Origin of the sequence: Acinetobacter sp. Swhac1 (assembly GCF_013390985.1) — a bacterium.
Classification (GTDB): Bacteria; Pseudomonadota; Gammaproteobacteria; order Pseudomonadales; family Moraxellaceae; genus Acinetobacter; species Acinetobacter towneri.
Genome location: NZ_JACASN010000035.1, coordinates 1 through 26,852 on the forward strand (window position 1 = coordinate 1; position 26,852 = coordinate 26,852).

General features: G+C 36.9%; 25 protein-coding genes and 2 pseudogenes. 22 read left to right on the forward strand and 5 right to left on the reverse strand.

The genetic code is table 11. The features are described 5' to 3' along the window. Positions 1 to 310: pseudogene (locus HX743_RS13950) on the forward strand (IS4 family transposase); the annotation flags it as partial. Between the two features lie 532 nt (positions 311 to 842). Here the strand turns inward: HX743_RS13950 and lon are convergent. Both lon and HX743_RS13960 read right to left on the reverse strand, forming a co-directional pair. After that, the gene (gene lon / locus HX743_RS13955) at positions 843 to 3,269 is read right to left on the reverse strand and encodes an endopeptidase La (protein ID WP_131260796.1); all 2,427 of its coding nucleotides are present in this window, start codon (positions 3,267 to 3,269) and stop codon (positions 843 to 845) included. Positions 3,270 to 3,416: 147 nt separating this feature from the next. After that, the gene (locus HX743_RS13960) at positions 3,417 to 4,013 is read right to left on the reverse strand and encodes a 5-formyltetrahydrofolate cyclo-ligase (protein ID WP_026438444.1); all 597 of its coding nucleotides are present in this window, start codon (positions 4,011 to 4,013) and stop codon (positions 3,417 to 3,419) included. A 351-nt stretch (positions 4,014 to 4,364) separates the two neighbouring features. Between HX743_RS13960 and HX743_RS13965 the strand changes: the two genes are divergently transcribed. The 7 genes from HX743_RS13965 (at position 4,365) to HX743_RS13995 (ending at position 13,078) form a co-directional block, all read left to right on the forward strand. Continuing rightward, positions 4,365 to 5,615 carry a YncE family protein gene (locus tag HX743_RS13965; protein ID WP_178319511.1) on the forward strand — a complete coding sequence of 417 codons (1,251 nt, stop codon included), beginning with the start codon at positions 4,365 to 4,367 and terminating at the stop codon, positions 5,613 to 5,615. Between the two features lie 97 nt (positions 5,616 to 5,712). Then, positions 5,713 to 6,210, forward strand: a complete 498-nt coding sequence (locus HX743_RS13970) for a hypothetical protein (protein ID WP_178319512.1) — start codon at positions 5,713 to 5,715, stop codon at positions 6,208 to 6,210. 518 nt (positions 6,211 to 6,728) lie between these two features. Further along, positions 6,729 to 8,399 (forward strand): L-lactate permease, encoded by a 1,671-nt coding sequence (gene lldP, locus HX743_RS13975; protein ID WP_178319513.1) that lies wholly within the window; start codon positions 6,729 to 6,731, stop codon positions 8,397 to 8,399. Positions 8,400 to 8,423: 24 nt separating this feature from the next. Further along, on the forward strand, positions 8,424 to 9,173 hold the full coding sequence (lldR, locus tag HX743_RS13980) for a transcriptional regulator LldR (RefSeq protein ID WP_005179260.1): 750 nt from the start codon (positions 8,424 to 8,426) through the stop codon (positions 9,171 to 9,173). Beyond that, positions 9,170 to 10,324 (forward strand): FMN-dependent L-lactate dehydrogenase LldD, encoded by a 1,155-nt coding sequence (gene lldD, locus HX743_RS13985; RefSeq protein ID WP_178319514.1) that lies wholly within the window; start codon positions 9,170 to 9,172, stop codon positions 10,322 to 10,324. The genes lldR and lldD overlap by 4 nt, the downstream gene beginning before the upstream one ends. Positions 10,325 to 10,414: 90 nt before the next feature. Continuing rightward, entirely contained in the window at positions 10,415 to 12,130 is a 1,716-nt protein-coding gene (dld, locus tag HX743_RS13990; RefSeq protein WP_178319515.1) for a D-lactate dehydrogenase, read from the forward strand. Between the two features lie 48 nt (positions 12,131 to 12,178). Beyond that, positions 12,179 to 13,078 carry a LysR family transcriptional regulator gene (locus HX743_RS13995; protein ID WP_004970549.1) on the forward strand — a complete coding sequence of 300 codons (900 nt, stop codon included), beginning with the start codon at positions 12,179 to 12,181 and terminating at the stop codon, positions 13,076 to 13,078. A 105-nt stretch (positions 13,079 to 13,183) separates the two neighbouring features. Here HX743_RS13995 and HX743_RS14000 read toward each other — a convergent pair whose 3' ends face one another. After that, the gene (locus HX743_RS14000; RefSeq protein WP_348637034.1) at positions 13,184 to 13,678 is read right to left on the reverse strand and encodes a ricin-type beta-trefoil lectin domain protein; all 495 of its coding nucleotides are present in this window, start codon (positions 13,676 to 13,678) and stop codon (positions 13,184 to 13,186) included. Between the two features lie 621 nt (positions 13,679 to 14,299). Here HX743_RS14000 and HX743_RS16450 point away from each other — a divergent pair. The 10 genes and pseudogenes from HX743_RS16450 to HX743_RS16610 all read left to right on the forward strand — a co-directional run bounded on the left by HX743_RS16450 (position 14,300) and on the right by HX743_RS16610 (position 22,398). Then, positions 14,300 to 14,410 (forward strand): DUF1778 domain-containing protein, encoded by a 111-nt coding sequence (locus tag HX743_RS16450; protein ID WP_250316249.1) that lies wholly within the window; start codon positions 14,300 to 14,302, stop codon positions 14,408 to 14,410. Positions 14,411 to 14,575: 165 nt separating this feature from the next. After that, positions 14,576 to 14,788, forward strand: coding sequence for a type II toxin-antitoxin system Phd/YefM family antitoxin (locus HX743_RS14010; RefSeq protein ID WP_250316250.1), 213 nt, complete (start codon positions 14,576 to 14,578; stop codon positions 14,786 to 14,788). 400 nt (positions 14,789 to 15,188) lie between these two features. Continuing rightward, positions 15,189 to 15,650 carry a pilin gene (locus HX743_RS14015; protein ID WP_372238853.1) on the forward strand — a complete coding sequence of 154 codons (462 nt, stop codon included), beginning with the start codon at positions 15,189 to 15,191 and terminating at the stop codon, positions 15,648 to 15,650. 70 nt (positions 15,651 to 15,720) lie between these two features. After that, positions 15,721 to 17,595: a hypothetical protein gene (locus tag HX743_RS14020; protein ID WP_178319517.1), complete on the forward strand. Its 1,875-nt coding sequence runs from the start codon at positions 15,721 to 15,723 to the stop codon at positions 17,593 to 17,595. Continuing rightward, the gene (gene tfpZ / locus HX743_RS14025) at positions 17,596 to 18,345 is read left to right on the forward strand and encodes a TfpX/TfpZ family type IV pilin accessory protein (RefSeq protein ID WP_178319518.1); all 750 of its coding nucleotides are present in this window, start codon (positions 17,596 to 17,598) and stop codon (positions 18,343 to 18,345) included. Positions 18,346 to 18,456: 111 nt separating this feature from the next. After that, positions 18,457 to 18,893: pseudogene (locus tag HX743_RS14030) on the forward strand (pilin). Between the two features lie 18 nt (positions 18,894 to 18,911). Beyond that, entirely contained in the window at positions 18,912 to 19,859 is a 948-nt protein-coding gene (locus HX743_RS14035; RefSeq protein ID WP_178319519.1) for a glycosyltransferase family 2 protein, read from the forward strand. Continuing rightward, positions 19,859 to 21,337 (forward strand): hypothetical protein, encoded by a 1,479-nt coding sequence (locus HX743_RS14040; protein ID WP_178319520.1) that lies wholly within the window; start codon positions 19,859 to 19,861, stop codon positions 21,335 to 21,337. The genes HX743_RS14035 and HX743_RS14040 overlap by 1 nt, the downstream gene beginning before the upstream one ends. A 9-nt stretch (positions 21,338 to 21,346) precedes the next feature. After that, the gene (locus HX743_RS14045; protein ID WP_178319521.1) at positions 21,347 to 22,084 is read left to right on the forward strand and encodes a methyltransferase domain-containing protein; all 738 of its coding nucleotides are present in this window, start codon (positions 21,347 to 21,349) and stop codon (positions 22,082 to 22,084) included. Then, complete coding sequence (locus HX743_RS16610) at positions 22,084 to 22,398, forward strand: EamA family transporter (protein WP_178319522.1); 315 nt, start codon at positions 22,084 to 22,086, stop codon at positions 22,396 to 22,398. Before HX743_RS14045 ends, HX743_RS16610 begins: the two co-directional genes overlap by 1 nt. On the opposite strand, the gene HX743_RS14055 is transcribed toward HX743_RS16610, so the two are convergent. Further along, on the reverse strand, positions 22,389 to 22,802 hold the full coding sequence (locus HX743_RS14055; RefSeq protein ID WP_178319523.1) for a divergent PAP2 family protein: 414 nt from the start codon (positions 22,800 to 22,802) through the stop codon (positions 22,389 to 22,391). The genes HX743_RS16610 and HX743_RS14055 overlap by 10 nt on opposite strands. Positions 22,803 to 22,817: 15 nt before the next feature. Continuing rightward, a complete protein-coding gene (locus HX743_RS14060; protein ID WP_178319524.1) occupies positions 22,818 to 23,696 on the reverse strand; it encodes a decaprenyl-phosphate phosphoribosyltransferase in 879 nt (292 codons plus the stop codon). A gap of 29 nt (positions 23,697 to 23,725) precedes the next feature. On the opposite strand from HX743_RS14060, the gene HX743_RS14065 reads away from it, so the two are divergent. From HX743_RS14065 to HX743_RS14080, 4 genes are read left to right on the forward strand one after another with little or no spacing between them, the layout of a single operon-like run. Then, complete coding sequence (locus HX743_RS14065; protein WP_178319525.1) at positions 23,726 to 24,133, forward strand: GtrA family protein; 408 nt, start codon at positions 23,726 to 23,728, stop codon at positions 24,131 to 24,133. Positions 24,134 to 24,141: 8 nt separating this feature from the next. Continuing rightward, positions 24,142 to 25,440, forward strand: coding sequence for an FAD-binding oxidoreductase (locus HX743_RS14070; protein ID WP_178319526.1), 1,299 nt, complete (start codon positions 24,142 to 24,144; stop codon positions 25,438 to 25,440). Positions 25,441 to 25,443: 3 nt separating this feature from the next. Next, on the forward strand, positions 25,444 to 26,196 hold the full coding sequence (locus tag HX743_RS14075) for an SDR family NAD(P)-dependent oxidoreductase (RefSeq protein ID WP_178319527.1): 753 nt from the start codon (positions 25,444 to 25,446) through the stop codon (positions 26,194 to 26,196). 13 nt (positions 26,197 to 26,209) lie between these two features. Continuing rightward, positions 26,210 to 26,764, forward strand: coding sequence for a hypothetical protein (locus HX743_RS14080; protein ID WP_178319528.1), 555 nt, complete (start codon positions 26,210 to 26,212; stop codon positions 26,762 to 26,764). Positions 26,765 to 26,852 lie beyond the last annotated feature (88 nt).

A 26,852-nucleotide genomic window follows, 5' to 3' on the forward strand; every position in this document is an offset into this window, starting at 1 on the left:
TTGTCTCAAAGGACGCGGGTTTAATCTTGAAAATACGCGCTTGACAGACCCTAGACGAGTGAAAAAATTGATTGCGGTGTTAGCTATAAGCTTCTGTTGGTGTTACTTAACGGGTGAATGGCAACATAATCAAAAAAAAGCGATAAAAATAAAGAAGCATGGACGACTCTCAATGAGTTTATTTCGCTATGGTTTAGACTATGTTCAAATGGCGATTCAGCGTTTAATTGGTTTTGGGAAAAAAGAAGAGTTTAAGGAAATTTTGGCAATTTTAAGAAAGCAGAATCCTGATAGGATAAGGGTTCTGTGAAATTTGTCGTGTACAGAGAAATTATTGGAAATATGATATTCCTGCCATTTTAATTACCGATACAGGCAGTTATCGCAGCACACTTCGCCATACCACAGGTGATACTTTAAAAACAGTAAATTTTGAAAAAATGGCACATGTCGTGAATGGCTTGGTTGCACAGATTTTATCACCTTGATGATTGATCGCAGCGCATAAAAAACGCAGCCCTGAATTGAAATAGGACTGCGGTTAAAAGGTCATCCACCTGGAGATATGGATGACCAGACCATGAAGCACGCTTCAATCAAAAGCGTCTGATCAATTTATCGGTCTAAATAGACCAAACAAGAAACATACAGCGCGATGTATCTTAAATTTATATATGTGGATGGTTTGCCTATTTTTCAAGGAAATTGAATTAAAAACAGACTATCCATTTTAAAAATAATTAAAAAATTATTCAATTATTTTAAATCCAGAATCTAAATACGACAAAAGAGCACCGAAGTGCTCTTTTGAGATGTTCTATGCTTAAAGCAGAGTAACTTGCTTAATGACGTGCGGCTTTGCCTGCTGCTACTGGCTTCACAATCGGTGCCTTGGTTAAAGGCTTAGGCATACTGGTCAGTGCCAAAGGCAAGATTTCATCAATGCTTTTCACAGCCTTGATTTCCAAACCTTCTTTGACATTGTCTGGAATTTCAGACAAGTCACGCACGTTTTCCTGTGGGATAAATACCAGTTTGATACCACCACGATGTGCCGCAAGAAGTTTCTCTTTCAAGCCACCAATGCGCATTGCACGACCACGTAAGCTGGTTTCGCCTGTCATGGCAATATCAGGACGAATTGGAATATCTGTAAATGCAGATACCAATGCCGTAGTCAATGCCAAACCTGCAGATGGACCATCTTTAGGTGTTGCACCTTCTGGCAAGTGTACGTGTACATCGGTTTCGGCAAATACATTGGCTTCAATGCCTAAACTGTCGGCACGGGTACGCACAACGGTCATCGCGGCTTTGATTGACTCTTGCATCACATCACCCAATGAACCTGTGGTGATGAAATTACCTTTGCCTTTCATGGTTGCCACTTCAATGGTGAGTAATTCACCACCCACTGAAGTCCAAGCCAAGCCATTTACACGACCCACTTCGGCTTCTTCTTCTGCCATACCATAGTCAAATTTGTGTGGACCAAGGTAGTCAGGCAAGTTTTGTGAAGTCACATCTACCTGTAGGTTTTTGGCTTTTTTGCTGACTGCTTCTTTCACCACCTTACGGGCAATTTTTGACACTTCACGTTCCAGACTACGCACACCTGCTTCACGTGTATAGCGCTGCACAATGTCACGAATCGCTTCTTCATGAACCGTCAATTCTTTAGCACGCAAGCCATTATTTTTGATGGCTTTAGGGACAAGATAGCGTTCTGCAATATTCACTTTTTCATCTTCGGTATAACCCGGTAGACGAATTACTTCCATACGATCTAACAGAGCTTCTGGAATATTCATGCTGTTGGCAGTACAAATGAACATCACTTCAGACAAGTCTAAGTCTAGATCTAAATAGTGATCATTAAACTTGTTGTTTTGTGATGGATCAAGTACTTCTAACAAAGCAGATGCAGGGTCGCCACGGTAATCCTGTGCCATTTTGTCAATTTCATCGAGCAAGAATAGCGGGTTTTTAACCCCAACCTTAGTCAATGATTGCACAATTTTACCTGGCATCGCACCAATATAGGTACGACGGTGACCGCGAATTTCTGCTTCATCACGTACGCCGCCTAGTGCCATGCGCACGAACTCACGTCCAGTGGCTTTTGCAACCGACTCACCTAGTGAGGTTTTACCTACACCCGGAGGACCAACCAAGCATAGAATTGGGCCTTTGAGTTTTTTCACGCGCGACTGCACAGCAAGGTATTCCACAATACGGTCTTTAACTTCGTCTAAACCGTAATGGTCGGCATCTAAAATTTCTTGTGCTTTCGCCAAGTTGATGCTGACTTTGCTGGCTTTGTTCCATGGCGTATCTAAAATGACTTCTAGATAGTTACGTACCACAGCTGCTTCGCTAGATGCAGGTTGCATTGCTTTAAGTTTACGGAACTCAGCTTCTGCTTTTTTGCGGACATGTTCTGGCAAGTCTGCTTCGGCCAGACGTTTTTCAATTTCAGCGACATCATCTTCCGCACCGCCGTTCATATCGGACAGTTCGCGTTGAATGACTTTCATCTTCTCATTCAAGAAGTATTCACGCTGATTTTTTTCCATCTGGCGTTTAACAGAGTCATGCAAGGTTTGCTCAATCTGCTGTTCTTCAGACTGTTGCAATAAATAAGTCATTAACTCGGTCAAGTGAGCTTCAAACTCATCGTGCTCAAGGAATTTTTGTTTGACATCAATATTCAATGGCACACGGGTTGCAACAAAGAACAACAACTGCAATAAATCTTCAATTTTATTGGCAGCAGCAATCAGTTCACGTGCATTGCGTAATTTTGCTTCTGCATATTGCGCAAATAAGGCACGTAATTCTTGCAAACGTGTTGCTTGGGTATTTTCATCCATCGCAACAGTCATTGGGCTCAAGCTGTGTTCTGCAGTCAAATACGCGTCTTCATCAATAATTTTTTCGAGTTTGGCGCGGTATAAGCCTTCAATCAGCACTTTGATACAGTTTTCATCATTTTCGTGATTCACAACTTGCACAATCTTCGCGACAGTACCGTATTGATATAAATTGTCGTGATCAATTTCTTCTGTAAGCGAATCTTTTTGCGCAACTACAAATACTAGATTGTCACTGTTACGAGCCACATCAACTGCATTGATCGATTTTTCACGACCTACAAATAGCGCGATTTGCATGTGTGGATAAACCACCACATCACGTAGCGCTAAAAGCGGTAATACACTTGGAACCTGAGGCTCTAAGGTTTCTTGATTCATAATAATTTCAGACATGGGCACTCCTAATGAGTGACAACGGTGTTGCCATGTTTTTAATAGTGATGGGTATTTTTTAAAATACAAGGGCAGGTCAACACAAATTGTTTAAAAAGTAGCTAAATATGTGATTTTAAATTGATCTATTCAGTCAAAATGATCAATTTAGCGTTTCAAGGTGCGTTTAAACTGTAAAAAATGTTGTGGAGTTAGTAAGGCATCTACAGGTTGATCCCAATTTTCACGTGGCAAGCGTGTATGAATTAGCTGAAAATCATGTGCAATCCCTAAGCGATAAGGATGCTGCGGGGCAGAGGCTAAAGTGCGGTCATAATAACCACCGCCCATTCCAATGCGGGTGCCATGCGTATCGCAAGCCAATAAGGGCATCAAGACTAAATCTAAATGGGAGATGTGTTTTCCGCGACTTGTTCTTGGTTCTTGCATCCCCAAACGATGATGGGCAAAGCGACGCTGACGATATTGTTGTGGGGTGATTTGTACCCACACCAAGTGTTGATTCATATTGCAAATCATGGGCAAATACACTTGTTTGCTATGCGCGAAGCAATATTCAATGATGCGGTGTGTATGAATTTCACCAAAAGCATGTAAATACATACCTACTTTTTTTGCGTACTGAAATTTTGGCAGTCGTATTAGCCGCTGCAAAACAGCTTGCTGTGCGTGTTGCTGTTGGGTGCGCGTGACCGCTCTGCGCTGTTGTCGAAGCTGTTTACGCAAGGTTTTAAGTTCCAACAACTGCATCTCGGCACATCCTTATATTCTTGAGTTTAAATGCTTGAATGGGTATGGGATTACTGTCATTTCATCGACAAAAACAAGCTTTTATCATACTTGGCATTTTAACAGGATGTGATGCTGTATTTCTGTTTATCTGAAACTTGACCTGCTATCGGATAGTCTAGCTCGAACCCTAGACGCAAAATTACAAAAACTCTTATGCTATTGCCCAATCAATGCCACGCCAACAATCTTCAAGATCGCTTCAAGATGGATTAGGCAGGCTTCAGTTAAAAACAACAAATATGTAAAAACACAAGCCAAAACAAAAACAACACTTTCATTTTGCTGTTCAGGGAGAACAAGAACATGAATTATTCCAACAAGGTGTTTAAACATCTACTTCAAGGCGTGCTGGCTTTAGGAAGTTGTGTCAGCGCACAAAGTTATGCAGATTCGACCTATTTACCGCAGCCACCGAATACCCAACAAGTCTTTTTTGTCGGCAATAACTGGGATGGCACAGTGACGGTGATTCACCCTTCACAAGACTTTGGCAAAGTGGGTGTGGTCAATATGATTCCTGACCGCAAAGAGCGTTTATTAGAAATTCATTTAAATCCAGTGAAATTGATTGCCTACACTTACATTCAACAAACTGCAGGTGAGGGCAATGACCAGTTGGTGGATGATATGTATTCCACGCCAGATGGACAGTCGATTGTGGCTTCACGTCCAAGTTTTGCCGATGTGGTATCCATCAACATTAAAACGGGCAAAATTAATTGGCGTACGCCAGTCGAAGGTTTCCGCGCAGACCACATGGCGGTTTCACCAGATGGACAACGTGTTGCTGTGTCGGCATCGTCAGGTAATGTGGTGCATGTTTTAGATATTCATACAGGTAAAGAATTGGGGCGTTTTGCAACAGGGGATAAGCCGCACGAAAATATTTACTTTGCAGGTGGAACGAAAATCTTAAACTCTGCGATTGGTAACGTAGAAACTTCGATGGATGCACAGTGGCAAGATTTTACCAAAGGTAAGCGCTTTATTACCATTGCCGATGCCAACAATTATAAAGTTCTGAAAAAAATTGATTTCCGACCTGCGTTAGATGCCTTTGGACGTAAAGATTTATCCAACTCAGTGCGTCCTATGGTGCTAAGTAAAGATGAAAGCAAACTTTATGCACAGGTTTCATTTTTTAATGGTTTGGTGGAATACGACTTAAAAACCGATAAAGTCACCCGTATTGGACAATTACCGGGCAGCAGTACAATTCCAAAAGACCGCAGTAAATGGGTAAATGATTCACGTCATCATGGTTTATCCATCAGTGCAGATGGCGAAAAATTCTGTGTGGCTGGTACGATGGATGATTACGCGACCATTGTAGACCGTCAGAGTTTAAAAGCAGGCAAACTGATTCCTGCAGGTAAACCATATTGGGCAACCCGTAGCCCAGATGGAAAAAGCTGTGTGATTTCAGAAAGTGAAACCGATGTGGTAACGGTGATTGACTTTGCTACGGGAGAAAAAGTCCGCAGTGTGCCAGTGGGGAATCACCCACAGCGAGTGCGTTTGGGTTATGCACCAAGCGATTGGTCGACGCCGTAATTTTTAAGCCGATCATAACAGGCAAAGCATGCTAAGGCGCTCAAGACGATATTTGAATTGAGCGCATTTTAGGATGGTTTGCTTATGGAGCATGCACATGAATGGGACTCGATGGCTCGGTATTGGCTTTTTTGTTTTGGCGGTCGCGGTGTTGTTTACCGTGGTGTATGTGTTTCAACCACCGAATAAGACTGTTTCGGAAACAGTGTGGGTGAAACCGAACACGGCTTCCACAGAGATAGAAACAACGCAAAGTCTATATTCAGATGAATCTGAAAATGTACTGGAAACAAACGCTATGCTAGAGCGTGCTGCGGTATCTGCAGTTGAAATGCAGCAATTAATCCAGCAACGTGATCAGTTGTATTTAGGCTTTAAGCAAATTAGTACAGGTTTAAGCCAAGGGCAAAAGCCTGATTTAAACCGTGTACAAAGTATGTTGCTACAGCAGGAACAATTGGTACAAGCAGGCGTATTAAGAGCAGAAGATGCAATGAACTATAGCCAGTTTTTAAAGCAAATTTTACCTGAAATTGCAGGGCAAATTGATTTGCATATTTCGCGTTTAAAGCGCCTGATCGTGGTGACAGGTTAAGCCACAGTAAGGTGTGAGTTGCTGTTATAAATACACGATGACGCCATTGTTGCAGTCAATAATGGCGTTATTTTTTTGTCTAAAAAATTCTTTTAATCCACATGTTTTTAAGCCGAATAGCGGCCACTTGAGCTGAATTTATCCATGATTCCTTTGATCAAGCGTTCAATTCATCTTAGAAGAAAGCACACGTATTTTACTGTATTAGACGAAAGTTGTATAAGGCTGTGCCGAATAAATTTGGTTTTTCCTTCCTTTTAAAAACTACAGAAAAAACAAAGTTTAAATTTTTCTTCACCGTATTTTTTATGCTGCGAACAAAGATCATCTTTATTTAAATTGGTATGACCATTTAAATAAATAACCAGACCAATGTTGACATTTATTTGTATAAAACTATTATTTGTTGCAAATATTAAGAGTATTTTGATTTTTATCTTAATATTGGTCAGACCAAAATTAGAATTTTATCTATATGCTTAGACCTATGTTTACGTTTGAGTGAGCATTTCAAGGAGATGACAATGCTTCAACATTGGCAACAGATCTACGATCCAATGGCAAATATTTGGATTTCGAGTCTTATTGCATTAATCCCGATTATCTTTTTCTTTCTGGCATTGGCTGTATTTCGCTTAAAAGGAAGTGTTGCGGGAACAATTACGGTTATTTTGGCGTTATTGGTGTCGTTATTTGCCTATGGCATGCCTGCACCAATGGCTTTTGCTTCATTGATCTATGGCTTTTTCTACGGTTTATGGCCAATCGCATGGATTATTATTGGCGCATTATTTTTATATAAAATCTCTGTAAAAACAGGGCAGTTTTACATTATTCGCTCATCTATTCTGTCAATTACAGAAGATCAGCGTCTCCAGATGCTACTAGTGGGCTTCGCGTTTGGCACATTTTTAGAAGGTGCAGCGGGCTTTGGGGCGCCAGTGGCAATTACTGCTGCTTTGTTGGTGGGTTTGGGTTTTAAACCTTTATACGCTGCGGGTTTATGTTTGATTGTGAACACCGCACCTGTTGCGTTTGGCGCAATGGGGATTCCAATTATTGTGGCGGGTCAGGTTTCGGGTGTAGAAACCATGGAAATTAGCCAGATGGTTGGGCGTCAGTTGCCATTTATGGTGCCTATTGTGCTGTTCTGGATTATGGCAATTATGGATGGCTGGCGCGGTGTGAAAGAAACTTGGCCTGCAGTGTTGGTGGGTGGTGGTGCTTTTGCGATTGCACAATACTTGACCTCTAACTTTGTTGGACCTGAGTTACCTGACATTACAGCCGCAATTGCCTCTTTGATTAGTTTAACGGTCTTATTTAAATTCTGGCAGCCAAAACACATTTTCCGTTTTAGCGATGCAGACACCAAAGTGGATGCCAACTTAGTTGCAGAACAACAGCAAAAATACAGCATCGGGCAGATTGTTAAAGCATGGTCACCTTTTGCAGTGTTAACGGTGATGGTCACCATTTGGAGTATTAAACCGTTCAAAGATTTATTTGCAAAAGATGGGGCAATGCATGACTGGGTAATTTCCATCAAAGTGCCATTTTTACATCAATTGGTGCAAAAAATGCCGCCTGTGGTTGCTGAAGTTAAAGACTACGATGCAATCTTTAAGTTCGATTGGCTGAGTGCAACAGGGACTGCAATTATGATTGCGGCTGTCATCACCATCATTTACTTAAAAATGAAACCGCGCGAAGCTGTTAAAACTTTTGCAGAAACCATCAATGAGTTAAAAACACCAATTTATTCTATTGGGATGGTGTTGGCTTTTGCTTTTATTGCTAATTATTCAGGCATGTCTGCGACTTTGGCATTGGCTTTGTCACACACAGGCAATGCTTTCACATTCTTCTCACCATTTTTAGGTTGGATTGGAGTGTTCTTGACAGGTTCAGATACATCAGCCAATGCGTTATTCGCAGCCTTACAAGCCACAACTGCACAGCAAATTGGTGTGCCAGAAGTGTTACTTGTTGCTGCCAATACCAGTGGTGGTGTTACAGGCAAAATGATTTCGCCGCAATCGATTGCAATTGCCTGTGCGGCAGTCGGTTTAGTCGGTAAAGAATCGGATTTATTCCGCTTTACCGTGAAACACAGTATCACGTTCACCGTAATGATCGGTATTATTATCACTCTACAAGCTTATGTGTTCCCATGGATGATTCCATAATCACATGCACAAGAGGATAGCCGAATGAAAGTCTCCGACAAAGTTGTACAAGACCTGCGCACACTGGTTGAAAAAAATCAGATGCAAGTCGGAGACCGATTGCCTGCCGAAAGAAAGTTGTGTGAACAACTCGGGGTTTCCCGTTCCTCTTTGCGTGAGGCTATTCAGCAATTGACCAGTCAGGGCATGCTGGTCAGCAAAGTTGGAGCGGGTACTTTTTTGCAACAGCTGCCAACCAATTGGTCGCAATATCAAATTGTGCAGCCTTTAAGTAACCTGATTGATGAAGATCCTGCTTATCGTTTTGATGTGCAGGAAGCACGAATGGTGCTTGAAGGTGGTACGGCATGGTATGCCGCACAGCGGGCAACCGCTGAGGATTTGAAAAAAATCCGTGCTTGTTATGAGCAAATCGCCCATTTTCAAATTTTGGGTGATGATGATCAGGCGGCAATTGCCGATGCCAAGTTTCATTTGGCAATTGCCGAGGCATCGCACAATTTGGTGCTTATTCAAATGATGCGCGGCTTATTTGATTTGTTGCAATACAACGTGGTTTTGGGTCGACGTAAAGTTTATACCGAAGCCCACCGTTTCGATCAGTTGCATGATCAGCATTTTCAAGTGATGGATGCAATTGAACGTCAGGATCCAGAAGCTGCCCGTGCGGCAGTGTGTGGACATATTGAATTTGTAGTTCAACAAGTACGCATGATAGACGAGGAAGATGCGCGTCGTCAGCGTGCGAGTCGATTAAACAGGATAGCGCCATGATTATTTCTTCTGCGAATGATTACCGCGAAGCAGCTAAACGCCGTTTACCGCCATTTTTATTTCACTATATAGATGGAGGTGCGTATGCGGAACAAACGCTAAAAAGAAATGTAGAAGACCTTTCACAAATTGCCTTGCGCCAACGTGTATTAAATGACATGTCGGCTTTAAGTTTAGAAACCACGTTATTTAATGAAACTTTGTCGATGCCTGTGGCTTTGGCGCCAGTCGGTTTAACAGGCATGTATGCGCGCCGTGGTGAAGTACAGGCTGCGGTAGCAGCAGACAAAAAGGGTATTCCGTTTACATTATCTACAGTGTCGGTGTGTCCAATTGAAGAAGTGGTGCCTGCCATTTCACGCCCAATGTGGTTTCAATTATATGTATTACGTGACCGTGGTTTTATGCGCAATGCCTTGGAACGTGCCAAAGCAGCAGGCTGTTCAACCTTAGTCTTTACGGTAGATATGCCTGTGCCTGGCGCACGTTATCGTGATGCACATTCGGGCATGAGTGGTCCAAATGCTGCTATGCGTCGCTATATGCAAGCGGTGATGCATCCAAACTGGGCATGGGATGTCGGCTTACTGGGTCGTCCACATGACTTGGGCAATATCTCTAAATACTTAGGCAAGCCAACAGGACTTGAAGATTATATTGGCTGGTTAGGCAATAACTTTGATCCATCTATTTCATGGAAAGACTTGGAGTGGATTCGTGAATTCTGGGATGGCCCAATGGTCATTAAAGGCATTTTAGACCCAGAAGATGCTAAAGATGCTGTGCGTTTTGGCGCTGATGGAATTGTGGTGTCCAATCACGGTGGTCGTCAGTTAGATGGTGTACTTTCAACTGCACGTGCTTTACCGCCAATTGCCGATGCAGTGAAAGGGGAACTAAAAATTCTAGTGGATTCAGGTATTCGTAATGGCCTAGACGTGGTGCGCATGTTGGCGATGGGTGCGGATACTTGTATGCTCGGACGTGCCTTTATTTATGCACTAGGCGCTGCAGGTGGGGCGGGTGTGAGTAATTTACTCGAATTGATTGATAAAGAAATGCGAGTCGCAATGACCTTAACGGGTGCTAAAAACATTCAAGCGATTAACTCAGATTGTTTGGTACAACTTGAGCGTGAACTGAAAGGCTAAATTGCCAGCAAGAGCGATCAATCCATCAACCGATGTGTTTGGCTGAATCGCTCAATTGTATTTTTCACCTTGTTTCAGGACTTGCACACCATGCCACAGACAATTTCTTCTGCAGCACAATTTGATGCTGCCGCAACCCTCAAAAACTTGGTTGATATTGTGGGAAAAGCGCATGTATTGACCCATGAATCGGATACTCGTTTATATCGTCAAGGGCGACGTTTTGGCGAGGGACAGGTTTTTGCCGTGGTCACGCCAGGTTCTTTGTTGCAGCAGTGGCAAGTGTTACAAGTGGCTGTGGCGGCAGATTGCATTATTATCATGCAAGCCGCCAATACAGGGCTTACGGGTGGTTCTACACCATTTGGTGATGACTATGACCGTCCTGTAATTTTGATCAACACCCAACGTTTAAAAGGTATTCAGCTCATCAACGATGCCAAGCAAGTGATTTGCTTGCCTGGTGCAACATTGGATGCTTTGGAACAGCAATTGGCGCCGCATCAGCGTGAGCCACACTCAGTCATTGGTTCATCTTGTATTGGCGCTTCAGTGTTGGGCGGGGTATGTAATAATTCAGGTGGTGCATTGGTCAGACGTGGTCCTGCCTATACTGAGTTGGCCTTATATGCACAAGTCGATGCACTGGGCGAGTTGCAACTCATCAATCATTTGGGGGTGAATTTAGGGAACTCGCCAGAAGAAATTTTAACCAAACTTGAGCAACAACAATATCGCCCTGAAGATATTGAATATTCGGAACATTGTTGTGCTTCAGATCAGCGTTACGTGCATGATGTTGCCCAAGTCGATGCCGATACGCCTGCACGGTTTAATGCCGACCCGAGCCGTTTGTTTGAAGCTTCGGGTTCGGCAGGTAAAGTCTGTGTGTTTGCAGTGCGTTTGGATACATTTGAGAAAATTCCGAGTCAGGTGTTTTATATCGGCAGCAATCAGCAGGATGATTTAACCGCGATTCGCCGTTTTTTATTACGTGATTTGCCGCGTGTACCGATTGCTGGCGAGTATATTCATCGAGATGCCTATGACATTGGTGCAGAATATGGCAAAGACAGTTTCTTGTTTATTGAGAAATTTGGCACCAGTAAAGTACCTGCAGCTTTTGCCATGAAAGACAAAGTTGATGGTTTTCTAACCCGTTGGGGCATGCGTGGATTGTCGGATAAAGTTTTGCAAATGTTCACGAAACTACTGCCAAATCATTTACCAGAACGCATGAACCAATTTCGTGATTTGTATGAACATCATTTAATTTTGCGCATTGAGCAGCAAGATGTTGCGGCAGTACAGCAGTTTTTAATGGATTATTTTATCACGCGCAATTCCGGCAGTTTTTTTCTATGTAATGAAGATGAAGGCCGCAAGGCTTTTCTGCATCGCTTTGCAGTGGCAGGTGCTGCAATTCGTTATCGTGATACACATCGAAATGAAGTGGAAGACATTGTTGCTTTAGATATTGCGTTAAGACGTAATGATCAGCAATGGGTTGAAACCTTGCCCGAAGAGTTGGAGCAGGCGATTATACATAAGTTGTATTATGGTCATTTTTTATGTCATGTCTTTCATCAGGACTATATTATTAAAAAAGGCGTAGACCCGTTGGCGATGGAACATCAAATGTGGTCATTGCTTGATGCACGTGGGGCAGAGTATCCTGCAGAGCATAATGTTGGGCATTTATATGTGGCGAAGCCTGCCTTAAAGCAGCATTATCAAAAATTGGATCCGACCAATTGTTTTAATGTGGGCATTGGGCATAGCTCTAAATTAAAAGCTTGGCGTTAAATAAGGATGAAAACTGAGCAGTGAAACTGATTCTAAGGAAAGATGGATATGTTTAAGTTAGATAGCAAACTGCTACAGATTTTTTACTATGTATATAAATTAAAAAATGTGTCTGCAGCAGCAGATGCATTGGGCATGAGTCAGCCTGCGGTTAGTAACTGTTTAAATAAAATTCGTCAGCATTTTAATGACCCATTATTTTTAAGGGTTGGCAATGAAATGTTGCCTACAGAGTTGGCGAAACAGATTTTTTCACCGATTAGTGAAATTATTAATAAAATTGAAACGGTCAATAATTTTAAAGTCGATTTTGATCCGACACATTCCGATCAATTATTTACCTTGGCAATGACCGATGTTTCGCATTTGGTTTTATTGCCAAAACTGACCAAGTTTTTAAAAAAATATGCACCTTCAGTGCGGATTAAAATTCGTCCTATTACCCGTGAAACCAGTTATCAAATGGCAAATGGTGAAATTGATTTTGCGATTGGTTTTTTACCTGAGTTAGAGCAGGGTTTTTATCAGCAGCAATTATTTTTACAATATTATGTGGTGATTAGTCGTAAAGATCATCCACGTATTTGTGAAAAAAGTTTAGATGTTGAAGCTTATATTCGTGAATCGCATGTCGATGTAGATACCAGTATAGGTCACTACCATATTGAAAATGAATTAAGCAATCGTGGTTTAAGACGTAATATTCTAATGAGTATCCCAAGTTATTTAGGGGTCGGTTTAATTGTGCAAGAAACCGATATGATTGCGACAGTGCCTTATTATTTAAGTGAGGTGTTATTGGCACGCGGGAATTTACAAGTAGTGAGTGCGCCTTTGAATTTTCCAACCTATCCTGTACGACAATATTGGCATACGTCTTGTCATCACCAAACCAGTCATCAGTGGTTAAGAAAAGTGATTTTTGATTTGTTTAGTCAGCATCCTTAATTAATCGTATTTAAAGTAAAATTTTTATAATTTTTTAAATTATCATTCGCTAATTCCCTCATCTTCAAAAGAGCAGGCTAGGCTGAGGGAATTAGTGATTCTTTTTTATAAGGCAATAAAACTAAATTTCTGCCCACGATTTTGATTGCAGCTATACATTTTCATTTTTCCATTATAAATATCTAAACATTTGCCTGTATCTGCACTACGAATACGCTGACCATCGAGATACCATTTTTGGTTACTTTGTCCATTACAGGTATAAGCAATTACTTCAGCACCATCATGTTTCTGTTTTCCTGCTACATCTAGACATTTACCTTGCACGGTAATGCTTTGATCAGGATGGAAAATAAAATGCTGATTGGTACCATCATGACAATGTGAAGTCTGAATGGAACGTTGATTACTGCGACTAAAATCTACGCAGCGACCATCATAGGTTTTAATTTTGACTTTTTGTTGCCATGTTTGTGCAGGATAAGGCATAGGTGTTGGCATATAAATGGTTTGTTGTGCAGAACGTTCTACAGGTGTACTTGCTGGAATTTGAGGTTGAATGACGATATTGGGAATCTGCCCTGATGCTAATGCGTCCACAGCAAAAAAGACTGTTAAAAATGAGCAACCGCTTAAATTAAAATAGTGCTTAAATATAAGAAAAAACCTATTTATTAAGTGGTTATGTAAATTTAAAGCAAAAAAAGATAATAGTTTTTTGTAATTTTATGAGTCATTGACCCTAAAAATTTATCGAATAGACAAGGTTTTCAGCAAAAAATAAGAACGAAAAAATTCAAGTTGTCTTTATTTGTTATTAGTCGGTGCATTCTTAGGAAGTGTGTGGTAGAAATTGTATTTAGAGGATATATTTCTGATTTAGTTTGTGGTCAGCAACAAGCGAATTATCCAATTTGTTGAATTGAACTCGATACATTCCATAAGTCACTTTATATAGACACGCTCCAAACTCTTGAATTCTATTCATTTACTCTATTTTATATTTTGTCCATATAGACATGCTTTTATAACGACAAATTTTTCAAGTTTGTCCATATCCTCAAAAAATGCGTAAAGTGTTAAAAACGTGTTTTAGTCCGCCTAATTAAAAATGAGCAGTCACCAAAATATATTTTTTGTATTCATCCCGACCTTAAAATTTTATGTTGGTTATGCGTCATACGAAATATAAAAAATTTTATGCTCAAAAGGAGATGAATAATGACCAACCACGAGTTTATAGAAATACATCTAGATGCTGAAACAAAGCAATTGGCAGAACGAGCTGCCGCTACTCTGGGTTACGCTACACTCACCGATTTTTTTATTTAATTCAAAATCACGCACCACAAGTTTTACAACAACACGTTCATATTCAGTTAAGTCATGTTCAGTTCGAGCAATTTATTGAAGTATGTCAAACTCAAAATAAGGCTCCTCCCCCGATTAAAACTGACTACCCAGCTTTTAGATAAAGAAAATTTTTAAGGAGCAGAAATGAAAGTCATTACATGTGCTGAGCTGCAAGACAATTTAGCGGATATACTCGATTACGTTATAGACAATCATGCACCTATACTTATTAATAGAGAAGATAAACAAGCCGTAGTGATAATAAGTCTAGATGATTGTAATACCTTTAAAGAAACAGCGTACCTACTCAAAATTCCTGCCAATGCAAAACGGTTACGCGACTCAATCGCAAATTGAAGCAACTGAAGTAAGGTGTCATAAACTCAGTAAAGAGTGAGATTGAGATGCACTGACAATGGCAGAAATAGCACCCTACTATACCCAGAAAATTTCAAGCGATAGACTTCAACATAAAGAACGACATTACAACACCTAAAAAAGAGCAACCAAATATATGTGATACGCATCACATAATGACAATATTTGTCCAAAGTACAAAATTCAACCTGACAAAATTTGTCACTTTTTAACAAAAATATACAGCAAAATTTATAGTCTGAATTTTTTTATGTATAAGATGCTGTTTTTCTGTATAAATTGTCTATAATAAAAGTTGGCACGTTTAGTGCTATTATTAAAATAGCTTACAAAGCTTATAACTAAATTAACAACATTTGTGGAGAATGTTATGAATACAATGCAAAAGGGCTTCACGCTCATCGAACTTATGATTGTGGTGGCTATTATTGGTATTTTAGCAGCAATTGCGATTCCTGCTTACCAAGACTATATTACACGCGGACAAGTATCTGAAGCAGTGACTTTAGGTGGTGGTCTAAAATCACCTTTAGCTGAATACGGTGCAGATAAAAATGCTTGGCCTACATTAGTAGGTCCGACAGCTACAGCTGGTTCAGGCCAGTTGAATGCTACTTTAATTGGTAAATATTCGACTGTAACCACAAGTGTTGCAAATGCATATCCAGCAGGTCGAATTACTGTAACTATGACCACAGGTAAAGCATCTGGATCTGCATTAACATATACTACTGCAAACGGTGGCTCTACTTGGGCGTGTGGTAACACAACAGTTGATGGTGCAGCTGGCTCGGGTACTACTATTGCTGCAAAATACTTGCCAAATGCTTGTAAGCCATAATGTTATAGATATTTAATCTGCATTAAAAAGACCTTCCGGGGTCTTTTTTATTTATATTATTTAGAGAAGTATGATGATTAATTTAATAAAAAATAAATGGCTAGTATTAATCAGTTTAATATTATTAGTATTCATTATTTATTACCCATCATTAAAAAATGATTATGTATGGGATGATGTCATTATTTTTGTGGATCGATCTTTTTGGCATAGTGACCATAATTTTTGGTATATGATTTCACAACCTGTACTAGATGGGACGTCTTATTTTAGACCCTTAGTTTTTGCAACATTTGTCACTGAGTTTAAATTATGGGGTTTAAAGCCATTTATTTCTCACTTCATTAATATTTGTATTTTATCTTTTAATGTAACACTAATCTATTTAATTGTTTTAAGGATATCTCAGCTATTAAAAACAAACAATACAAACCTCTATGCTTTGATCGTATCTTTGTTATATATTACCAATCCTATTTTAGTGGAATCTACAGTTTGGGCAGTAGGTAGATTTGACTTAATGGTGACTAGCTTCATACTTCTTGGGCTTCTTGTATTTTTAAATTTTCAAAAAAACTTAATAAGAGATCTTATCTTAAGTATAATTTTTATTTTTGGATTATTTTGTAAAGAACTTGCCATCATATTCCCTGTAATTCTATTTGTTTTTTCTTTATATTTTGTTAATAAAAATAATTTTTTAGATGGAACTCTAAAAGTTATAAAAGAAAATTATTTATTATTTATATTTTTAACTTTGAGTTTTTTCATTTATATGTGTATCAGAATCTCTGCCATGCACCAGATTTATCATGCGGTTCATCAAAATTTATCTGAGCCTTTACTTAAAATCCCATATATACAAATTCTACTCCCATTAAATACTCTCTCTGAATATATTAAAACCTTTTTTGTTCCATTCTACCCGAATGCGATCCATCAAATAGACTATGCATTTCTAGCAGATTGGCGAGGTAAAGTTTCAAGTTTCTTTGCTATCATATTTTTAGTAATTGTTTCGTATGGTTTTTTTAAAAAAAATAGTTTTTCTGCATATATGGCAGTATGTACATTATTATGTCTATTTCCTGTACTTAGAATTATTCCACTTAGCGTACCAGAGACCATCATTCATGAACGATTTATGACGACAGCATTATTTTTTGCGTTACTAGCTGTAGTTTTTTTACCATGGGAAATTATTTTTTCAAAGCTGCATATTTTAAGATTAAAGAAATTTTTACTAAGTGGCTTGATTGCATTTTATATAATAATGGGTCTAGCAGGAATTTATGTAACTATTCCAATGTGGCAAAATAATTTAATCTTATGGCAATGGGCATATAAAAATAATAAAAATTCAGAAATAGCTTTGCAATCTTATTTAACATACCTTTTTGAGTATAAAAGATATTCAGAATTTGTGAAAATTATAGATGAACGCAGACGTGATATAACGATGAATTCTGAAGTCCTTTACTATGCATATTTATTAGAACATCGAGATCCTGAAACTAAAAAATATATTGATGGAATGATTAATAGTTTAAATCCATTACACTTAATGGTAAAAAATAGATCACAATATCGAACACAAGATGGTCGTTTAACAGAAATTGGTTCAATTTATCATCTAAATGCTTATTATTATGTACTGATAGGTAAAGATTTAAATAGTGCACTCAAAAATATTAATATAGCTTTATGGTATGATCCAGAGAATAAGCAATATCTTGTATTAAAAAGTATGATTTTACTGGGTTTAGGGGATAAAGTGCAAAGTAATTCAGCTTGGAATGAGGCAATCAGTGATATTCATATATCGAAAAAAAATCAATTTACAGCACAGAAGACAATATTATTCTCACAAATGTGTGCAGAGCATTTAGTTATGGATGATAAATTATGTATAAATAAAGCTATCGTCAAGCAAGGAGTTCAATAAGTGGATCGCTTTATGTTACTTCAAAGACTCTATGCATTTTTTTGGCATTGTTTATTTTCAATACTGCTACTAGCCATTGCTCTTTATTTAGTTTTTATAGTTTGGTATCCATCCCCTCTTGCACAAGCTGTTGGGGTTGGAAACATGTATGTTCTAATGTTGATAATCGATTTAATCTTGGGTCCTACCTTAACTTTTATTGTATATAAACTCGATAAAAAAAGAATGCTTTTTGATATGGTCGTGATTGTTTTAATACAGCTCATTGCTTATGTGGGTGGGCTATTTGTATTACATCAAGGTAAACCGGCATGGCTTGTATTTGTGAAAGATGATATAGAGTTAGTTTCTCCGATCAATATTCAGGAAAGATTCCGCCAAGATTTGAAAGATCAATTTAAAGTTCCTTTTTATAAAAAACCTATGTGGATTGCCGCGGATTATGGTAGTGATCCAAGAAAGCGCCAGAAATTGATTGATGAGGAAATGTTTGATGGAATTAGTATTGCTGTCAGACCTGAAACATATAAATTGATTGATACAAAATCAGAAGAAATTCTGATGAAGTTAAAACCAATAGCCGAGTTACATAAATTTAATAAAGATGTAGCAATTGATGAGCAATTAGCATTATTAACAACGAAACCAAAAGGTTGGTTGCCTGTTAAATCTCCCGAGTTAGATATGGTGGCATTATTTGATAAAAATGGGAAACCAATCAAAATTGTCAATTTACGACCATGGTTGTAAATAATGTTTAATTTTTTTGATGTACATATTTTAAGTTTTTGTTTTTCCTGTTAAAATATTTTTGAATATTTTTGAATATTTTTTGGTTACTCTAATTTTACGTGAAAATAAATGGATATTCAAAAAGGCTTTACCTTAATTGAACTCATGATAGTAGTCGCTATTATTGGAATATTAGCTGCTATAGCAGTACCTGCATATCAAAATTATGTGACTCGTGCTCAAGTTTCAGAAGCAATAATCTTGGGTTCTGGTATGAAAGCTGCTTTAGGTGATTATGGTTGGAATCATGCAGCGTGGCCGACTGCTTTCGTAGGTGTTAACCAGATCCCAAATGCTGAAGAAGTTAGTGTGAATTTAATAGGTAAATATTCACAAATGAATACCAGAATTACGGGTGTCTATCCAAGTGGATATATCACAATGATTATGACGCAGGGTAAAGCAAGTGGTCAAACCGTATTTTTGAAACAACTGATGGAGCGGCAACTTGGACTTGTACTCCTGGAACATTAGACATAAAATATAGACCTAATGCATGTAGATAAGAATGAACAAGGACAAAGATGTTTAATTTAGCATCATTAACAATCGTGGTACCCTGCTTTAATGAAGAAGAAATGTTGTCAATTAGTATTCCTAAATTTTTACTGATTTTAGAAGACTTAATATGCAAAAAATTGATTGATGATAATAGTAAATTGATGTTTATTGATGATGGCTCTGAAGACAAGACTTGGGAAATTATATTAAATTATCATCAAGATAATTTTAAAGTAAAAGGAATCAAGCTTTCCAGAAATTTTGGACATCAAAATGCCTTGTTAGCTGGCTTAATGAAAGTAGATACAGATATTGCAATTAGTATTGATGCTGATTTACAAGATGATCCATCTGTTATATATAAAATGATAGAACAATATTATGAAGGTAGTCAGATTGTATTTGGTGTAAGAAATGACCGGAGTACAGATAGTTGGGCTAAGAAATTTTTTGCACAATCTTATTATAAAGTATTAAGGAAAATGGGTGTCAATATTATCGAAGATCACGCAGACTTTCGACTAATGAGTAAAAAGGCACTCAATACTCTTGGGGATTTTAAAGAGGTTAATTTATTTTTACGCGGTGTTATTCCAGTTTTAGGATATAAAACAAGTAAAGTTTATTACGCACGTTTAGAACGCACAGCTGGTGAAACCAAATATAATTTAAAAAAGATGATTGAACTTGCATTAAATGGCGTAACTTCTTTTAGTGTTATTCCTTTAATGCTGATTGTTTGGATAGGAGTATTTATTAGTATAATCTCTGGTGCAATGGGACTATGGGCACTAATCACTAAATTTTTTATAGGTGGTACAGTACATGGTTGGGCATCTATTGTTGTACCGATGTATTTCTTAGGTGGGATTCAACTCTTAACTTTAGGTATTATTGGAATTTATATTTCCAAAGTTTATTTAGAAGTAAAATCAAGACCAAAATTTATTATAGAAGATGAAATCAAATAATGCAAAATATTGAGAACACCAAATATGGAAAAATATTTTTTATCCTAATTGTAGGATTAACCATTGTTGTCATTTTAAATGGATCATATCTTCCACTTGTTGATTTGCCCCAACATGCTGCTCAAGTTGCCGCCTTAGATGAGCTATTAAAAGGAAAAAGTACTTGGACTAATTTAGTTGAATTAAACTTTAATACCCCATACTTAGTAGGCTATTTATCTTGGCTTGGGTTATTACAGTTTTTTGATATAGTATTGTCTAGTCGTATTTTAGTTATATTGATTTTTTTATGCTTTATTTTTTCTGCTATTCAACTGAAAAATACTCTTCAATCCTCATGGTTAGTGCCTTGGGTAGCTATACCAAGTTTTTTTGGTTTTTGTTATGAATGGGGATTTATAACTTATCTCTTAGCTATATCTATTGGTATTTTATTTTTTATACAAAATATTAAATGGTCAAATCATCCTAATATAAAACAAGGTTTGATTGTAAGTTTACTGGGTGTGATATTATTTTATAGCCATATTTTAAGTTACTTATTCTTCTGTTTGTTGTCATTTATTTATTTTATATATAATGTTGAGGATAAGAAAAATATCTTAAAGATAATACCAACCTATTTCTTGTTTTTTTGCTTACTCATATTTTACTTAAACGTTAGTGATAGCTTAGGAAGTCAATACACTTATGGTGTAAAAGTAATGTATCATTCAATTGGAGAAAAATTTTTTAATTTAATGATCTATCCTTGGTCTATGACAGATAAAAGTTTTATTTATCCGAGTTTAATTCTACTTATTATTCCATTTTTAATGGGGTATAGGATTTCATCTGAATTTAAAAGGTATATTCCTTTAGTTATTTTAATTTTAGTTTGGTTTTTACTGCCACACTTTATGAATAACACTTATTTTATTTATGAAAGATACTCTATCTTATTTTTCTTATTTTTCTATTTAATTTTTGAAAGAAAAAATGATTTTAAGTACTCTAAATATTTTAGTGCTATATTTTTAATATTGATTGTTTTTTTAATGATTGAGGACTATAAAAATATTTTTCTTGCAAAGAAAGAAACGGTAGATTTTGCTAATACAGTTGAAGAGCTGCCAGCAAACAAACGTGTTCTTGGTTTAATATTTGAGCCAATAAGTGCAAGTGGAAGTACACCTTTTACTTATGTTCATTTTGCTTCTTGGTATCAGGCACAAAAAGGTGGATGGAGTGATTTTAACTTTGCTTGGTTTCATCCTCAGATTGTAAGATATAAACCATCAAAAACTCCAGAGGTTAAACCGGGATTTGAATGGACACCACAACATGTTCAATACTTAAACGCATGTGATAATTATGATATATTAATTGTTAGAGCTTATGATATATCTGTGAGGCACTTGATAGAGCATAGCAGTTGTCGTAATTATACGTTATCAGTACATCATGGCTCTTGGCTGATTTTTGAGAAAAATAAATAGGTAGTTATTATGGGGCACATCTACAAAGATTCATTTTTTAATTATATTGATATTTCATCATCTCGATCAGCTAAAAAGTTTATTGAAATGATTATCCTACCTTTAAATATTCAGACTATTCTAGATATTGGTTGTGGGCGTGGGGCTTGGATTGCTGAATGGGAAAAAAGTGGAAGATCCGTATTCGGTGTAGATGGTGAATATATTGATTTAAATAACTTATTAGTTTCTACAGAAAACTTTAAGTATCAAGATATTTCTCAAAATTTTGATTTAAATAAAAAATATGATTTAGTTCAGTGTTTAGAAGTGGCTGAACATTTGGCTGAAAAAGATTCAGATACTTTGGTAAATAATATAGTTAAACATGGTGACATTGTTTTATTTTCAGCTGCTGTACCGGGTCAAGGTGGGGAGTTTCATGTTAATGAACAGCCTCTAAGTTATTGGGTAGAAAAATTTAAACATCATGGTTACGTATGTTTTGATTATATAAGACCTCAAATTTCTAATGAAAAAAGTATAGAGCCATGGTATAGGTACAATTCTCTTTTATTTGTTAAAAGTGAAAAAGCAAATGATTTACCTGAAGAAATAAAGCTAACCCAAGTAACCGATACCTATAATTATAATAAATTCGTGAGCCAATCATGGATTATTAGAAATGGGATTTTAAAAGTTTTGCCAGCAGGAATTATTAACATCATTGCGAAATTAAAGCATTATACAATCGCTTTGAGTAAGTGATGATATATTTAATTTTGCTACTCAGTAGCATATCGGCTGCAGTAGGACAAATTTTTCTGAAAAAAGGAGCATATAGCTTTTTTAATGGCCATTTGTTTTTTGGCGTCTTTCTTTATTTTTTAGGCTTTCTCTTATGGGTTTATTGTCTTTCGAAAATAAACCTTACTATTGTATATAGTTTTACATTACTTACCTTTGTGATGGTATTTTTGTTATCTTATTGTTTTTTAAATGAAAAAATAAGCCTAATGAGTGGTTTAGGTATTCTAATTGTCTCTCTAGGCTTTGCAATGATTGTTAAGGGTCAAACATAATACATGGAAACCAAATAACCTACTAATATTCCTAAAAAAAATCCAATAATAATTTCTAACTTACTATGTCCAATACGCTCTCTTAATATAGGTGATTGATAAGATTTAATTCTATTAATTTCAATCGCATGTTGTTCCATCTTTTTTCTTAAACCATTTGCATCTAACATTACAATAAAGGCTAAAGTTAAGCCGACACCAAAAGCCGGCGAGTCAATGCCTTCTTTTAATGCAATCAAACTAGCCATGCTGCTTACAATAGCACTATGGTTGCTCGGCATGCCACCATAACCAATTAAATCAAAGGCAATTCTTTTTTCTTTTAAACAATTGACTACAAACTTTGTTATTCCACAAACGAGCCATGCAAAAAATGGGGTGATTAAATAAATATAGTAATTCATACGAAACTCTAAAAATTATGTTGGAAGTAAAACCCAGATACAGCATCCCACCCAAAGCAATACGGTCAGTAATATTTGTTTATCCTGAATAATCACATCTGTTGGAGATTCACCACCTTTTAATGTTTCAACTATGTACCAATATCGGAACAAACCAAAAATGACCAATGGAACAGTAACAACCAACTTTGGCTGAACTTCCATCACATAAAGACTATAAAAGACCACAGCTGTAACAGCGGACATTTCAGCAAAACGATCAATTAATGTTACTGAATAATACGCAAGAACCCCTCGACTTTGTGATCCGCTTTGTAATAACTCTTGACGTCTTTTAATAGATGCCAAATACAATGAAATACTCAGTGTTGTAATAAACATCCAATGCGAAACAGGAACAGTAAGTGCTATTGCACCAGCATAAACTCTCAGCACAAAACCAAAAGCCACAATAAAAATTTCAATAACAGGTTCATGTTTTAATTTGAACGTATAGGCCCAATTTAAAGCTAAATAAATGAAAATCACATAAATGACGCTTGGAACCACAGCCCAAAAACTGATAAGTACAATATAGAGTAATATCAATAAAATAATTGCACTTTGAGGACTAACTTGGCCAGAGGCTAAAGGTCGCTTTTTGGATTTTTCAGGATGTATACGATCTTTTTCTATATCTTTGAGATCATTCACTATATAGACAGCAGATGCAGCTATACAAAAAAGAAAAGCTGCTAATAAAGTAGAGTAAACAGAATCAGGGTGTAAAAACTCACCCGCAAAAATTAAAGGTGCAAAAACAAAACTGTTTTTAACCCATTGTTTTGGTCTGACTAACTTAATCAGCCCTCTCATTTCCCCTAGAAATGTACGTTTTTGTGCTATATCATGCATTTAATTTACAACACTATCAAAATTTTTAAATGATTGATTCGTTTAAGATTGCAATGCTTTACACAGCATTTGCTATAGTTGCTACATTGTCAAACATCTTAGCACAAGATATTTGTAGTTATTTATACTCAGGGGATTTTTCAATCTTAGTTTCAATTATCATTGGAACTGGCTTTGGACTTATCGTCAAATATATTTTAGATAAAAAGTATATTTTTCAATATAAAACAGAAACTCCTGCACACAATCGACAAATTTTTTTCCTATATACAATTATGGGTATTCTAACAACAATGATTTTTTGGGGTTTTGAGCTAGGATTTCATTATTTTTTTCAAACAAAAGAAATGCGTTATTTAGGTGGAATTTTAGGTCTCATGATTGGCTATATTTGTAAATATCACCTAGATAAACACTATGTATTTAAAATGGTATAACTTTACATATGATAAAAGTACATGCTTGGGGACGACTGTCTAATATAGAACATAATATAGTTAACTTTCACACCCCTAATCAAGCAATTCAACAACTGAAATATTCGTCCCCTGGCGTAGCACATGGTATGGGACGTAGTTATGGGGATATAGCATTAAATACGCAAGGAAACCTATGGCATACAACCACATTAAATCATCTAATATCATTCAATCTTGAAACAGGTATATTACATTGTGAGGCTGGTACAACGTTACAAGATATTCAGCGCACACTTGTACCCCAAGGGTGGATGTTGCCTGTAACACCTGGCACACAGATGATCACCGTTGGTGGTGCGATTAGCAACGATGTTCATGGTAAAAATCATCATACATTTGGCTCTTTTGGTGATCATGTTTTATCTTTAAAGCTATTACGTACCGATGGTGAAATTATTGAATGTTCACACAATGAAAAATCAGAATGGTTTTATGCCACCTTAGGTGGTATTGGGTTAACAGGCTTAATCCTAGAAGCAAAATTACAATTGCGGCGAGTCAACGGGCCATGGTTAAAATCAGAAACGATTCCTTATTATAGCTTACAAGAATTTTTTAACTTAGCTGATTCATCTGAAGCTGAGTGGGAACATACAGTATCATGGATTGATTGCATCAACAGCTCATCAACAAAAGGGCTTTTTATTCGCGGTAATCTGGCACAAATACAAAATCAATCAGCGCCAAAGCTTAAGGATAAAACTTTTCCTTTTACACCGCCTATTTCTTTAGTCAATAAAATTAGCCTTCCTATATTTAACTTTGCTTATTTTCATAAAAATGCTTTAAAAAAGCGTAATCAATTAGTGCATTATGAACCGTTTTTTTATCCATTAGATTCAATACATGCCTGGAACAAAATGTATGGTCCTCTCGGATTTTATCAATATCAAAGTGTTGTACCACGCGAGGTAGGTCTGGAAGCAACTCAAGAAATGCTCAAAATGATTAAAAAATTTGGTGAAGGATCATTTCTAGCAGTATTGAAAACTTTTGGAGATCGTGAGTCTGGAGGATTATTAAGCTTCCCTCGGTCTGGAGTCACTCTAGCTTTAGATTTTCCTAATCGGGGAGAAAAAACGTCAAAATTATTCAATGAACTAGATCATATTGTTCAAGAGGCACAAGGACGACTTTACTTAGCCAAAGATGCTCGAATGCCTAAAACTTTATTTGAAGCAGGTTACCCACGTATTCAAGAGTTTATGAAATACCGAGACCCTGGTATCAGCTCAAATATGTCTCGTCGTCTATTAGGTGTATAGTACATGTCAAACAAATTAAGAATTCTAATTGTAGGTGGAACGTCTACTATTGCTGAACATTGTGCAAGGGTTTGGTTACAAAAGCCATGTGAGTTGATTTTATTAGGACGTGATGCTGAAAAATTACAACGCGTGAAAAATGATCTTCAAGTCCGTTATCCCAATGCAAATATTGAAACACAATTGGTGAGCTTCTTAGATGCTCAGACTATTCAGGCTTGCATTCAAACATTAAATCAACAAGCTGCTATAGATATCGCGTTGATCGCACATGGTAATTTACCTAACCAAGAACAGTGCCAGACTAATATTAGTTTATGTAAAGAAGCCATTGAAATAAATGCAATTTCACCTGTTTTATTTGCTGAAGCAATTACTCAATGCATGATTGAGCATAATCACGGTAAACTTGCCGTGATTGGGTCCGTCGCAGGAGATCGTGGGCGCAAATCTAATTACATATATGGTGCATCAAAGGCATTCATTGATACTTATTTACAAGGTTTACAACACCGCTTGGCTTTAATGAACTCAAAGGTCACTGCAACGCTCATTAAGCCTGGACCAACGGCAACGCCTATGACAGCAGGCATAATAGGCAAAGGAAAGCTCGCATCTCCTGAACAGGTCGCTCAAGATATCGTTCATGCTATAGAAAAGGGCAAAAAAACTGTTTACACACCTAAAAAATGGGGAATTATTATGATGATTATTAGAAATTTACCATTTTATCTTTTCAAAAAGATGGATATATAAGGTTTGAGCATCAATGTCTGAAGCATTAATTGAACAATTCAAAAAAGATTTTCCTCATTTTTCACCACTATGGATAAGTGTTAATCAAAAAACTATTATTGAGGCTGTAGAACAAAAATATTGCTCTTTTGATAATCAAATAATTCAAAATGGGCTTATTGTATATAAAATATGTTTTGAGTTACTGTGGGAAATCATTGATTTCCCTGAATGCTACGATATTCAATGCTTCTGGGAGACTAATGATAATATTGAACGCGACGGTTTAGGGCATGATGATTATAAAATTGCCAAAGTCATTGATGCATGGTCAAATAAAAAAATACCTCTGTCGCCAATTTGCATGATATATGACCGAAATGCTTATCGAAAAAATCAGTTAAAACTATCTATTGTTGATGGCAATCATCGTTTCTCAGTATTACGTTACTTACATTATCAAACACAAAAGCCTATTGAGGCCCTGATAATGGTTGATACAAAAACCGCAGCACTTATTGACCAAAAATTCAAAAACAATCAAAAAATATCTCTGTACACGACAAAAATAGATAACTCATTGAAATAATGTCATAATAATTGTTTTCTAACGACGAATACTATGACACATCTCAATGAGTTATATCTTATCTTAAACAAATATCTAAAATGGAACA